Raw genomic sequence first — 14556 nt, forward strand, 5'->3', positions numbered from 1 at the left:
AAATTGGAAACGTTTCAATATTGATTAAGATAGATCAGTTTTATGAAGTCCTTGATAGAGATCTAACGACTGAGTTTTTCTAAATTTAAATTGGAAACGTTTCAAAAAAAATATTTGCACACGAAAGGGAGAATATGCGTGAATTCAACAACCAACCGTGTGGATCATTCCATGATCCAACCAAAACGCAAACCATGGAGCAGGTTCAAACGCGATTACGAACTGTACCTGTTTTTACTGCCAATCATTATTCTTTACCTCGTATTTAAGTACTATCCGATGTATGGGGTGCAAATTGCATTTAAGGATTTCTCACCCAGCCAGGGGATCTGGGGAAGTGAATGGGTAGGATTTCAGCACTTTGTAGATTTCTTTGATTCCTATAACTTCTGGACCATTATCACAAACACGCTCTCACTCAGTTTTCTTTCACTGTTATTTGGCTTCCCGGCTCCAATCATCATCGCAATTATGCTGAATCAGATGCTGGGCAAGTCCTATAAGAAATTTGTACAGACCGTGATTTACGCGCCTCACTTTATCTCTACTGTAGTACTCGTTGGCATGCTCAATGTTTTTTTGTCTCCAAACAGCGGAATCGTGAATCATATGATTACCTCGTTTGGCGGACAGCCTATTCTCTTCATGGCTGATGAGGGTTGGTTCCGTCCCTTGTATATTTTATCAGGAATCTGGCAGGAAACAGGCTTCGCCACAATTATCTATCTTGCTGCACTTGCGGGAGTCAATCCCGAGCTGCATGAAGCGGCCATTATGGATGGAGCGAGCAAATGGAAGCGTGTCTGGTATGTAGATATTCCCAGCATCCTGCCGACGATCGTTATCCTGCTGATTCTCGCATTGGGCAACATTATGAGTATCGGTTTTGAAAAGGCGTTTTTGATGCAGAGTGATCTAAACTACGCCACCTCCAATATTATCCCTACCTATGTATATGAGATGGGGATTCAGAAGGCCCAATACAGTTTTTCTACGGCAGTCGGCCTGTTCAACTCCCTTATTAATATTATCCTGATCTTCACCGTTAACCGGATCGCTAAAAAGATGACAGAGACCAGTCTGTGGTAAGGAGGAAATGATGATGAATCAATTAGTGAAGCGAAAGAGCAGAGGGGATGTATGGTTTGACATCATCAACTACATTCTGTTGACCATTATTATGCTGCTAGTACTGTATCCATTGTATTTTGTACTGGTTGCCTCATTCAGTGACCCCAATTACATTTACTCCGGTGAGGTCTGGCTATTCCCGAAAGGCTTCACACTGGATGGTTATGAACGGATATTCAGTGACTCCTCCATTTGGATCGGATATGGCAACTCCATTCTTTATGCAACGCTGGGAACATTAATTGGAGTAGCCGTGACGGTATTTGCAGCCTATCCGTTAGCCCGGAAGGATCTGGCCGGGAAGTCTGTGATTATGTGGTTTTTGCTGGTGACCATGTTTTTCAGCGGCGGGCTGATTCCCACTTATCTGCTGATTAAGGATCTGCACCTGCTGAATACGATGTGGGCGCTGGTCATTCCCGGGGCAGGCGGTGTTTTTAACGTCATTATTGTAAGAACCTTTTTCCAGTCATCCATACCAGACGAAATGTGGGAAGCGGCTTCCATTGACGGATGTTCCAACACCAGATTCTTCTGGAGTATCGTTCTTCCGTTGTCCAAGTCCATCCTGGCAGTAATGGTGCTCTACCATGTGGTCGGCTTCTGGAACGGTTTCTTCGATGCCTTGATCTATCTGAACGATGAGAGCAAGTATCCGCTGCAATTAGTGCTGCGCAACATCCTTGTCCAGAATCAGGTCAACTCCGGCATGATGATCGATGTGGAATCCTATGCCGCCAAGATGCGTGTGACAGAGCTGATCAAATACGGGGTCATCATGGTATCCAGTCTTCCGCTGCTGATTTTGTATCCTTTCCTCCAGAAGTACTTTGTTAAAGGCGTAATGATCGGCTCCATCAAAGGATAGTACTCTGACGCGGTACTTGAAAGGGGGGATGCACCGCATATTCAGAGCAATAGGTGAAACCAAAACAGGAGTAATTAGCAGGCGGAATGAATAAAAGGGAGGTTATCGAAAATGAGTTCTTTATTTAAAAATGCGGGGATTCTGGTATTGGCCGGAGCGTTTGCGCTGAGCGGATGTTCGGGTAACGGTAACGGGACAAACAATCAGGCGGAGAATTCCAATCAGAAAGACAATTTCAATGCAACTGGTCTTCCTGTTGTAAACAAACCCGTGTCGTTAAAAATGGTAGCCCCGAAGGCGGCCCTGGCACCAGAGTTCTCAGAGATGGAAATCTTCAAGCGGCTGGAGCAGGAAACCAATGTGAAGATTGATTGGGAGAACATCCCGGATACCGATTATACAGAAAAGAAAAACCTGCTGCTTGCAAGTGGCGATTTGCCGGATGCCTTCTATGCCGCCGGATTCACTGATTACGAGCTGATCAATTACGGTAAAGATGGAACACTTATTCCGCTGGAGGATTTAATTGATCAGTATGCACCTAACCTGAAAGCGCTTCTGGATCGCCGTCCTGATATCAAATCATCGATCACAGCGCCGGATGGGCATATCTACGGGCTGCCGTCCTGGGAAGAAAACAATCTTGGAACCAACCCTTTCTTCCACGTCATTAATAAAAGCTGGCTGGATAAGCTGGGCCTAAAAGTACCGGAAACGCTGGATGAATACACGGAAGCGCTGCTTGCCTTCAAAACAAAAGATCCGAACGGCAACGGCAAGCAGGATGAAATCCCGTTAAGCTTCATGCATATGCAGTGGTGCATGGATATTGCCGGACTATTCGGGGCCTTTGGTCTCCCGGATAATCTGGAGCACCGTGTCGTCCGTGATGGAAAAGTCATTTTCACCGCAACTCAGCCTGAATATAAGGAAGCCCTGAATTATTTCCATGAAAAATGGTATAAGCAGGGCCTGATTGATCCGGAATCCTTCACCCAGGATGCTGCACAGTATCTGGCCAAAGGCAAAACGACAGATGAGACACTGGGATCTTATATCTGGTGGGAAGTCGAAGAAGTTGTCGGAACCGAACGTGCCAAGGATTATGTACTCTTATCTCCGCTCAAAGGCGCGAATGGAGAGCAAACGATTGGACGCGCGAATGGCGGAGGTCCAGGCCGAGGGTCGTTTGCCATTACCAAAGCGGACAGCAATCCGGAAATCACCATGCGCTGGATTGACCAGCAGTATGAGCCTTACATGGCTGCTCAAATCCACTGGGGACCGCTGGATGTCGTGTACAAGAAGGACGAAAACGGAAAACTGGTGAATTTACCGCTTCCTGAAGGAGCCTCAGCAGGTGAATTCCGCCAGAAGGTTGCTCCGGGATCGGGCGCACCTGGTGTCATTACTATCGATGACTTCGGTAAAGTGGTGGACATGGAACCCCGGGCTCAGCAGCGCGCTAAAGATCTCGAGCAATATTACAATCCATATATGGAAAAGGAAAACTATCCGAGTATCTTCTTTGAGCCGGAGGAACTGGACACCATCAACAAGATCGAGCCAGAGCTGATTAAATATGTAAATACCCAGAGAGGAAGATTCATTGTAGAGGGCGGCGCAGATAAGGCTTGGGACAACTACATTAAAACACTGGACAAGATGGGCCTGAATGAACTGATGGAGATCTATCAAAAAGGGTTGGATCGATATAATGCAAATCTGAAAAAATAAATAGAAGTTAGGTGGGGGAGAAACTGTGCTTGATGTCATCGCAATAGGAGAAGTGTTGATAGACTTTACACCGGCAGGCCAGACAGCAGGAGGTAACGGGCTGTTTGAATGCAATCCAGGGGGGGCTCCGGCAAACGTAGCCGCAGCACTCTCACGTCTGGGTGCCAGATCAGCACTGATCAGCAAAGTTGGGGAAGACCCCTTCGGTTCATTGCTGCAAAATGCACTGCATAACAGCGGGGTAGATGTAACAGGAGTGTCGGTTACCAATGAAGCGAGTACAACATTGGCCTTTGTTCACCTGGATGACCAGGGGGACCGCTCTTTCAGCTTCATCCGGAAGCCGGGGGCAGATACCTTCTTACACGCGCAGGATGTTTCGCTGGGGCAGATTGAAGCTTGTCAGGTGCTGCATTTCGGCTCGCTGTCGATGACCCATGAGCCTGCCCGCACGGCAACCCGGACGGCAGTCCGCAGAGCGAAGGAAGCAGGGGTTCTACTGTCGTTTGATCCTAACATCCGATTTGCGTTATGGGAGAGTAAGGAGGAGGCCAGACAGAATATTCTCTGGGGGATGAATTTTGCCGATGTGTTGAAAATCTCGGAAGAAGAGCTAGCTTTTGTTACTGGCAGCAGCGATCTTGAAAAAGGCGTACAAGAACTCCAGCAGCAATATGACATCGGACTCCTCGTCGTCACTTTAGCGGAAAAAGGCTGCTATTACCGGTTGGCTGGTCAGGATGGATATGTGCCGGGCTTTAAGGTCAAAGCAATCGACACGACAGGAGCAGGCGATGCTTTTCTAGGCTGTTTGTTATACAAGCTTTTAGAAAGCGGAAGTTCCCTGCAGGAGCTGACCAACCAGCAAATTACCAGTATGCTGATTTTTTCCAATGCCGGCGGAGCGTTAGTAACCACACGAAAGGGGGCTCTTGGTTCTATGCCGACGACAGAAGAGATTAACCAGATGATAGAGTCTGGGAACCACAATAATGATGAGCAATTCAGACCAGGGTTTCACTTTTCACCACCCTCCAGTTGGGCCAATGATCCGAACGGATTAGTCTATTATGAGGGAAGCTATCATCTATTCTATCAGCATCATCCTTACGGTAATAAATGGGGACCAATGCACTGGGGCCATGCTGTCAGTGAAGACCTGATTCAATGGGAGCACGCGCCTATTGCTCTATTTCCGGATGAGCACGGAGCAATCTTTTCGGGATGCTGTGTAGTGGATTGGAATAACAGCAGCGGCTTATTTGAAGATTCGGATGGACTTGTCGCGCTCTTTACGCATGCCGATCACCATCCGGATACAGGGCAGCCGCGCCAGCGGCAGAGCCTGGCGTACAGCAGCGATAAGGGCATGAACTGGCATAAATATAACGGAAATCCGGTGCTGGCCGAGGAAGAACTGATAGACTTCCGGGACCCCAAGGTGTTCTGGCATGCGGAAAGTGAACGGTGGATTATGGTGATTGTCGCTGGAGATCATGCCCGGTTCTACGCATCCGAGAATCTGCGTGAATGGTCGCTGACCGGTGAATTCGGTAGAGAAGAAGGGTCACATGACGGCGTCTGGGAATGCCCTGATCTGTTTCAACTGCCGGTGGATGACACCGGGCGTTCGAAATGGGTGCTGATCATCAGCATCGGAGATCATCCCAATTGTCCGGAGGGATCGCGCACACAATATTTTATTGGAGAGTTCGATGGAAAGACGTTCATCAATGACAATCCTGCGGATCATATACTGTGGCTTGACTATGGAAGAGATAATTATGCGGGAGTTACCTGGTCCGATATTCCGGAGCAGGACGGACGCCGCGTAATCATCGGATGGATGAGCAACTGGAAATATGCCAACGAGACGCCTACCGGCTCCTGGAGAGGTGCGATGACTTTGCCCCGTGCCATGTCCCTGACCAGTAAGGACGGAAGTGTCGTGCTGAGCCAAATGCCTGTCCGGGAAATAGAGCAGCTGCGGAATGAATCTATGAGCTGGAACGATATCACAATTACGCCGGCGACTCCTTTTAGACAGCAGATGAATAGTGATCTTTTAGAAATTGAAGGAGAGATTGATATCCTATCCGGGGACGCGGTATATATCCATCTGCAATCTGTCGGACAGCAGAGCGAAATTATTATCGGATATGACCCTGCTCAGGAATGGCTGTTCACGGACCGTTCAAAAAGTGGTCTGACGGATTTCCACCCGGCGTTCGCAAGCCGTCACGGTGCCAGGCTGGCCGCTGCGAACGGCAAGCTTAAGCTGCACATCTGGCTGGATCGCAATGCAGTTGAAGTTTATGCAGCTAATGGTCTGGTTGTGCTAACCGATCAGATTTTCCCGGATGCTCCGATTGAGAATATCCAGGTAAGCACACAATCAGGACAGGCTGTTCTGAACTCGCTTCAAATCCATACGCTGAAGTCCATTCAGATTCCAAGTGTTAGTACAAGGCAGTCTCAAGGGAGGAATGACGAATGAGCGGCCATGAAGGTGACCGGGGACTAATGATGCATTGGGCTTTCGATGAAGGAAGCGGAGCAAGCGCTATGGAGAGCGTCACTAAGACGGTAGATGAGATTCATTATGTATTCAATAATGCGGAGTTTACCGATCCTTGTACTCCGCCGTGGAGACAGGGAGTAGCAGGAAGTGCTCTCCTCTTCGATGGTTACTCAACGTATATTGCTCATTCTGTCCACGGAGAAGAGCGTAACGGAGAGCCGGAATTTCTATCGGCTCTCAGCATTGGAGTATGGATTGCCCCGCGCACCTATGAGTGGGGACATGAAGGCAAACTGGCTGCCATAGTGAACCGCTACAATAACAAGACTAGGCAGGGATATCTGCTCGGCATGTTCCGTCATGGCTCCTGGTCCTTCCAAATCGGGCTTGAGGGAGGAGAATGGAAGGAAATCTGGTCGCCGGACGGTTATGAACTTCCCAAGAATGAGTGGTCTTATGTGAACGCCGTATTCGATGGAGAAGCGGGTGAAATCAAGCTGCTGCTGAACGGCACCGTAATCACATCGGCTGCTGTGCCCCGCGGTTCCCGCATAGCGGAGGCGATGGACACGGATTTGTTCATCGGCAGGAATAATCACGGCAGCAGGCTTGCCGAAGTGTTCAGCCTTCATATGTTCAGCGGGATCATGGATGAGATGAAGATTTATAACCGTGCCCTGAGTAACGAGGAAGCAGCAGCTTTTTATCAGGAAGTGTTGGATTCCGCACAAGGAGGCGTCCGGCCGAAGTTAAAATATGACGACATTAAGCTGGATCGTATACCTCTGCTTACGGACCGGCACAGGCCGCAGTATCATGTCAGCCCTCCGGCACATTGGATGAACGAGCCTCATGCGCCAATATATTTTGACGGGCAATATCATTTGTTCTATCAGCACAATCCGCAAGGACCGTACTTTCATCATATCCACTGGGGACATTGGGTGAGTGAAGATCTGGTGCATTGGCGTGATCTCCCTGTAGCGCTGGCGCCTGAGAGGGATCAGCTCGCCCCGGATGGGATCTGGTCGGGAAGTGCGGCTTATGATGCAGAGGGGCTGCCGGTTCTGTTCTTTACAGCAGGCAATGATAGTGCTTCACCGAATCAGAGCGTCGCACTTGCCCGTAGCACTTATCCGCAGGACGGAGACCCGGATCTCATTACGTGGATTAAACACCCGGAGCCGCTCATCGTGCAGCAGAAGGGGATGGGCGCATTCGGAGATTTCCGGGACCCGTTCGTGTGGAAGGATGAGGACGGCTGGTATGCCCTGGTAGGATCGGGAATTGAGGGCGAAGGCGGGGCAGCATTAGCATTTGCCTCGCAGGATATGCTGAATTGGACGTATAAAGGTCCTTTCTATCAGGCGGATATTCAGAAGTTCCCTTATCTTGGCCCCATCTGGGAATTGCCTGTACTTCTTCCCTTAGGCACTGACAACAAAGGGGACAGCAAGCATCTTCTGCTGGTTAGTCCTGTAGGAAAGGGTGCCGATGTTGAGGTATTCTATTGGATCGGGCAACTGGAGAAGGATGAGCTGTCATTTATTCCGGATCAAGAAGAACCGCAACTGATAGATGTCGGTGATTTCCATTTTACCGGTCCGAGCGGCATGGTTGATCCGAAAACGGGCAGAAATATTGTGTTCACAATTGCCCAAGGGGACCGTACGTCAGAGATGGAATACAAATCGGGCTGGGCTCATAACGGAGGTTTGCCGTTAAGCGTGTATTTAAGAGATGATGGGCGATTGGGAATAGAACCGATTCAGGAACTGGAGTCGCTGCGGGGCACCAAGCGGCTATCCCTCCAAGACAAGTCGTTGGCTGAAGCTAATCTGCTACTGGGGGATGTACAAGGCGACATGCTTGAGATTCAGCTGGAACTGGAGCCGGGCAATGCCGGACAACTCGGAATCAAAGTCCGGTGTACACCGGATGGGGAAGAAGAGACACTGCTGGTTTATGACTGTAATAAAGCTAAGTTCCTTGTGGACCGCACGAAAACGACACTGCACCCGGGTGAAAAGTGTAGCGGGATTCAAGGAGGCAAGCTGGAATTGTTAGGAGAAAACCTGAAGCTGCACATCTATTTGGACCGCTCTATGGTCGAAGCATATGCCAACGGATTGAAAAGTCTGACCACCCGGGTGTATCCGAGCCGCAAGGATGCTCTGGGACTTGAGATCTGGGGCGATGGGGAACCGCTGGTTAAGTCCATGGAAATATGGGATATGCAATCTATATGGTAATGGGAGCGCCTAGGCGCTCCTTACTATACCATGGATAATGCAACAAACACTTAAGCCACTTTGCTCCCTCGATATGAAACCGCTTCATTCACGTCTCTCTTACTTCATGACTATGCATCCTTGTATCCGGAGAGTCATTTCAAAAATACGTATGAATGATTTCATGAATAAGAAATGATGAAGGAGGCTCGTTGATGAAAGAAGCCAAAAGAAACAAAGCATGGATCTCCAGAATGGTTGCAGGGGTGATGGTTCTTCAGCTTGTAGCTCCCGGAATCTCGGCTGCAGCCGGAGCTGGAGTAGGCACTCGGGAGACATTCACCCCTAAGGCTGACGCAGGATTGTCGGTTACGGATGCGGTCTATTCAATTACCCAGGCTGACGAAGGGTTGTCAGTTACGGATACAGTCTATCAAATCCAGAATCCGGGATTTGAAACCGGGGATATATCAGGCTGGACCGTTGTCAGAGGCCAAGCGTTCGGCCAGGACAGTGTATCGGGTGAATCCACCTGGTGGGCGGAACAAATCCCGTACAATCAGGAAGGGGCTTATCATCTAAACGGCTGGAAGCATGACGAAGCTGCGACCGGTGTGCTTCGTTCCAGCATCTTCGAGCTCGGCGGCAGCGGATGGATCAGCTTCAAGCTTGGCGGTGCCAAAAATCCAAACAAGGCTTATATCAATGTCGTGGAGGCTGAATCGGGACAAGTGATTGCGAGGTATGGCAATAGCGCTTTTGCCGATGTCGGCTTCCCGAACCCTGCACAAGGTCTGCGGCTTGCCAATATGGAGCAATATAAGGCGGATCTTTCCGAATATTTGGGCAAAAAGCTGTATGTGGAAATCGTTGATAATGCCACCTCGGATTGGGGAGTGGTATTTGCAGACGCCTTCTTCATGTACCATGAGTCCGAGCCTGCGGAAGGAATTACCGCCACGGATATCAAGCCGGATTTCAAACGCTATCAAATTGAGAATCCCGGCTTTGAAACCGGGAACTTAACAGGCTGGACAGTTGTCGAAGGCGAAGCGTTTGGACCGAACAGCGTGTCGGACGAAACCACCTATTGGGTTGAACAAATCCCTTATAACCAGGAAGGCACTTATCATTTAAATGGATTGAAGTATAACGAGGCGGCGACCGGCAAGCTTCGTTCGAGTACCTTCGAGCTGGGCGGAACAGGCTGGATTACCTTCAGACTGGGCGGAGGCAAGCATACGGATCAAGTGTATGTGAACGTTATCAATGCGGACACAGGTGAACTAATTTCCAGGTATGGCAACACCGAATTTAACGAGTCCGGGTTCCCGGATCCGGCACAGGGCCTGAGACTTGCGAATATGGAGCAGTATAAAGCCGATCTCTCCAAGTATATCGGAAAGAAGCTGTATGTGGAGATCGTGGATAATGCTCACGCGGATTGGGGAGTAATCTTTGCGGACGCCTTCCACACCTTCAATGAGCTTGTACCGGAAGAAGGAGTTATGGCGGATAACATTATGCCGACCGAAATCCAGAATCACAGCTTTGAAACCGGAAATTTAGAGAGCTGGACTGCTCAGGGCAACGCTTTTCAAGTGGACAATGATGCCCAAGCTGGTAAAGAAGGTAACTATTATGCCAAGTCCACTTTGGAAGGACAGGGTTCGATTACCTCCAATATCTTTACACTTCGAGGGACCGGGACAATAAACTTCACTGTTGTAGATATCGTTAATCCTCAGGAGGTCTATGTCGCATTATATGATGCCAGCACTAATGCGTTGCTTGAGAAAACTGCTGTAGTCAGTGCGAATGAGAAAATTTCCTGGAAAATGCAGAAGCACTACAACAAGAGTCTGTATATCAAAGTTATAGATCAATCTGATCAAGCCCGCATCTCCGTTGACGCTTTTCAAGCGAATAGTACGGGAACCATTTTCTACATGAACCTGGATGAAGGCGCAGGAAAAAAGGCGCTTGAGCAAGTGAGCAATCTTGAGCATGATGTAAACTACGTATTTAATAACGCCAGATATATGGACTCCAAAGATCCAAGATGGACTCCGCGCGGAGTCAAAGGCGGCGCCTTGCTATTCGATGGATACTCTAATGATATCGAGGTTAATGCAAAGGATGCCATTCCAGTAAGTGACGCGTTAACGCTTGAGGCTTGGGTCGCTCCACGCAGCTATGAATGGGGAGACGGAAACAAGCTGTCTGCTATCGTGAACCAGTCTGATCAGGATAAGACCGAAGGTTTCGCTTTGGGGATGTACCGGCACGGCACATGGTCAATGCAGGTCGGCATTGGCGGACAGTGGATTCAGGTATGGGTCAAAGACCATCCACTCGAAAAGTATAAATGGAATTACGTAGCAGCTACGTTCGACAAAACGGACGGAATCATTAAATTATATCTAAATGGTCAAGAAGTGGCTTATGGGGCAACCCCTGTCAACGTTCCGATAACCCCTTCTACGGAAAAGCTGATTATCGGAAAAAACAATAAATCTGCAGAGTTTGCGGGATTGTTCTCCTATAATATGTTCAGCGGACTTATCGATGAAGTGAAGCTGCAGAACAAAGCGCTCACGGGTCAAGAGATCCTTGCTGAGTATAAGAATGTGAAGGCGCTTCACGGCGGCGTGGTTCCTGAGATTCCAAACGGTGACATTGACGAGGATCCCAGTGTGTTTGACGGTGATCAGCACCGTCCGCAGTACCATGCGATGCCTCCGCAAAACTGGATGAATGAAGCACATGCACCGATTTATTATAACGGCAAGTATCATTTATTTTATCAGCACAACCCGCAGGGGCCATTCTGGCATCAAATCCACTGGGGACATTGGGTGAGTGACGATATGGTGCATTGGGAAAATGTGAGGCCTGCACTTGCGCCGGAAGCGGGTACGCTTGATCCTGACGGTGTGTGGTCAGGCAGCGCAGCGTATGACCGTGACGGCAATCCTGTTCTGTTCTATACTGCCGGCAATGACTCTTTGTCACCAAATCAAAGAACGGGCCTGGCGACTCCCGCAGATCTGTCCGACCCTAGTCTGGAGCAATGGGTGAAATATCCTGAGCCGGTAACGGAGCAGAACGGCAACGGCATCCATAATGAGTTCCGTGACCCGTTTGTATGGTATGACCAAGAGACCGACAAGTGGTATCAGCTGGTGACATCCGGTCTTCAAGACTTCAGCAGCGGTACAGCTCTGGTGTATGTGTCTGACGATATGTACAACTGGGAGTATAAGGGGCCTTTATACGTTAGTGACAGAAATCTTTATCCGGAGCTTGGTACGGTATGGGAGCTGCCGGTATTATTGCCGTTAGGTGAGGACAGTACAGGACAACAAAAATACATTTTCATGGTTAATCCCCCTGAGAAGCCAGAGCAGGTTCCTCCAGCTGACGATGTGCAAAGAGATGTTGAAGTCTTTTACTGGATTGGAACCTGGGATAGAGATAATTACAAGTTTATACCTGATCAGGACGCGCCTTCCAAAATGGATGTGGGAGATGGATATTTGACCGCAGAGAGCGGGATGGTTACACCTGACGGAAGAACGGTCGTATACTCTATGGTGCAAAATGTAAGAACGCCGCAGGCTGAATATCAGGCTGGATGGGCTCATAATCTGGCACTGCCGGTTTCCCTGAGCCTGGATGAGCATGATGAATTGCGCATTGAGCCCATTGAGGAATTGCAGAGTCTCCGGGGAGATAAGGTGGTTGATTTCACGGACGAGAATTTGGCTGCCGCCAATCAATTGATCCGGAGTGTCAAAGGCGACATGCTGGAGATTGTGATGGAAATTGATCCGGGTGAAGCCCAGAAATTCGGTCTCAAAGTGCGTCGCTCCGATAACGGTCAGGAGGAGACACTGATTTACTATGACAAGACAAACGGGACCTTCAATGTGGACCGGACCAAGAGCAGCATTGATCCGGATGTACGCGTAGACGGGATTCAAGGCGGGGCCGTGGATCTGGACGGAGAGAACCTGAAGCTGCATATTTTCCTGGACCGCTCTGTTGTCGAAGCCTTTGCAAATTACAAGAAAAAACTGACAACCCGCGTCTACGTGGGAAGATACGATTCCTTGGGCTTGCAAGTTTGGGCCGACAACGATATTACAGTCAAGTCGATGGAAGTATGGAATATGAATGCTTTGACGGGTGAACCGGCTGCTCCCGTTGATGTGCCTGACAACTGGGACAACTCTGTATACACCGATATTAGGGATCTGCCTAACCACGATTTTGCTACAGGAGACTTAACAGGCTGGATTACGGAAGGAGATGCCTTCCAGGATGTCCATGTGACCGATGCCAAGTTCTTCTGGGACACGATCTACTTCAATCCGTCGCATAAAATTCCGGGAGGATATCATTTGTGGGGCTTCAACGAGGCGGCCGGCGGTGACAGCTTGACGGGAACGCTGAAATCGCAGAATTTCGTCCTTGGCGGGAACGGCAAGCTCAACTTCCTGGTCAGCGGCGGGCGTGATATCGATAAGCTGTATGTTGCGCTGGTCCGGGCATCGGACGGCAAAGAGCTATTCAAAGAGACTGCGACCAACTATGAGGAGTATCAGCGGAAGATCTGGGATGCTTCGCAGTATATCGGCGAGGAGCTCTATATTAAGGTGGTTGACCAATCCACAGGCGGGTTCGGACATATTAATGTCGATGATTTCAATGTACCGGTTAAGGTGCAGCATCCGGTGAATCCGAATAACCCGACTGATCCAACTGATCCGCCAGATCCAGCCCTTCCAAGTGAACCAGCCCACACGGCCAACCCGACTGACACAGCCGTTCCAAGCAATCTTCCGGGGAAGCCGGTGGTTCCGGTAAGCAAACCGGAGAGTCAGGGCAATTTGGCATTCGAACTGGCAAAGGGCGAGCGGCAGGTGCTATTTCCTGTGACTATGGCGGCTAATGACGGCAAGAATGCTCTGAAAGTTAAGAACACAGATGTGGAAATCGAAGTTCCTGCAGAGGTATTAAAGGGGTTACAGGCGCTGGTTACTGACAGCGAGCTTGGGCAGTCGAAAATCTCTATTGAAATGGATGCATTATCTTCAGAGCAAAGTAAAGAGCTGCTTGCACAAGCCGGAAAAAAGAATCATGCGGACATCTCCGCAATAGGAGAGGTCTATGACTTCAAATTGGCTATTGTAAAAGCCGATGGAACGATGCTTACACTTGAGAAATTCTCCAAACCGGTCACCATCAGGCTGAGTGCAAAAGAGAATTCCCGCCAGGATCTGACGGGTATCTATAACATCGCTACGGACGGCAGACTGGAGTATAGGGGCGGAAGCTATTCAGACGGTAAATGGAATGCACAAGTGAACCATTTCAGTAAATTTGCCATCCTTACCTATGACAAAACCTTTGAAGATGTTCATACCTCTTATTGGGCCTATGACGTAATCAAAAGAATGGCTGCGAAGCAAATTGTCTTGGGTGTGAGTGAGACGGATTTCGCACCGAAGCAAAAGGTAAGCAGAGCGGAGTTCGCTTCCCTGATCACTCGGGCACTTGGAATAACAGGGACGAACTTAACCGCATTCAAAGATGTAGAATCCACGGAATGGTACGCTTCTTCCATTGCCGTAGCATACGAAGCGGGAATTGTAACGGGAAGAAGCACAGATACCTTTGCCCCTGAGGAAACCATAAGCCGTGAAGAAATGGCATCCATGATCCACAAGGCGTATTTGTTTCATACACGGCAGAATCCTGTCTTCGGTCAAAGGAGTAATTTCAAAGATGCCGGTACGATTAGTGCATGGGCTGTAGATGCAGTAGCTGCCTTACAGGAGCTCGGATTAGTTACCGGGCGCGGCAACCAGTTATTCATGCCACATGAAACCGTAAATCGTGCGGAAAGCGCGCAAATCATCTCGCTGTTGCTGGATACAGTCAATCAATAATGGCGAAGGAAAAGCCGGGGAGGCAAGGTGATGTCCGCCTTCGCCATGACTCCGGCTTTCTCTGCTTTATACCGAGTATCATCATACTTAAGGAAGAGGGAGGAATTATTA

General features: G+C 49.1%; 6 protein-coding genes. All 6 read left to right on the top strand.

From position 1 onward, the window contains the following. Nucleotides 1-171 precede the first annotated feature (171 nt). Nucleotides 172-1089, top strand: coding sequence for an ABC transporter permease subunit (locus MKY12_RS15170; RefSeq protein WP_209874230.1), 918 nt, complete (start codon nt 172-174; stop codon nt 1087-1089). A 13-nt stretch (nt 1090-1102) separates the two neighbouring features. After that, a complete protein-coding gene (locus MKY12_RS15175; protein WP_209874147.1) occupies nt 1103-1999 on the top strand; it encodes a carbohydrate ABC transporter permease in 897 nt (298 codons plus the stop codon). 111 nt (nt 2000-2110) lie between these two features. Further along, nucleotides 2111-3736: an ABC transporter substrate-binding protein gene (locus MKY12_RS15180; RefSeq protein ID WP_339314413.1), complete on the top strand. Its 1626-nt coding sequence runs from the start codon at nt 2111-2113 to the stop codon at nt 3734-3736. 25 nt (nt 3737-3761) lie between these two features. Next, complete coding sequence (locus tag MKY12_RS15185) at nt 3762-6233, top strand: PfkB family carbohydrate kinase (protein ID WP_339314415.1); 2472 nt, start codon at nt 3762-3764, stop codon at nt 6231-6233. After that, nucleotides 6230-8509 (top strand): GH32 C-terminal domain-containing protein, encoded by a 2280-nt coding sequence (locus MKY12_RS15190; protein WP_339314417.1) that lies wholly within the window; start codon nt 6230-6232, stop codon nt 8507-8509. The genes MKY12_RS15185 and MKY12_RS15190 overlap by 4 nt, the downstream gene beginning before the upstream one ends. Nucleotides 8510-8703: 194 nt before the next feature. Next, on the top strand, nt 8704-14445 hold the full coding sequence (locus tag MKY12_RS15195) for a GH32 C-terminal domain-containing protein (protein ID WP_339314419.1): 5742 nt from the start codon (nt 8704-8706) through the stop codon (nt 14443-14445). Nucleotides 14446-14556 lie beyond the last annotated feature (111 nt).

This window comes from Paenibacillus sp. FSL M7-0896 (assembly GCF_037975415.1).
Lineage (GTDB): Bacteria > Bacillota > Bacilli > Paenibacillales > Paenibacillaceae > Paenibacillus_AQ > Paenibacillus_AQ silagei.

Coding starts and splice junctions, on each gene's coding strand:
- MKY12_RS15170 (WP_209874230.1), top strand. CDS start 172: ATGATCCAACCAAAACGCAAACCATGGAGCAGGTTCAAACGCGATTAC.
- MKY12_RS15175 (WP_209874147.1), top strand. CDS start 1,103: ATGAATCAATTAGTGAAGCGAAAGAGCAGAGGGGATGTATGGTTTGAC.
- MKY12_RS15180 (WP_339314413.1), top strand. CDS start 2,111: ATGAGTTCTTTATTTAAAAATGCGGGGATTCTGGTATTGGCCGGAGCG.
- MKY12_RS15190 (WP_339314417.1), top strand. CDS start 6,230: ATGAGCGGCCATGAAGGTGACCGGGGACTAATGATGCATTGGGCTTTC.
- MKY12_RS15195 (WP_339314419.1), top strand. CDS start 8,704: ATGAAAGAAGCCAAAAGAAACAAAGCATGGATCTCCAGAATGGTTGCA.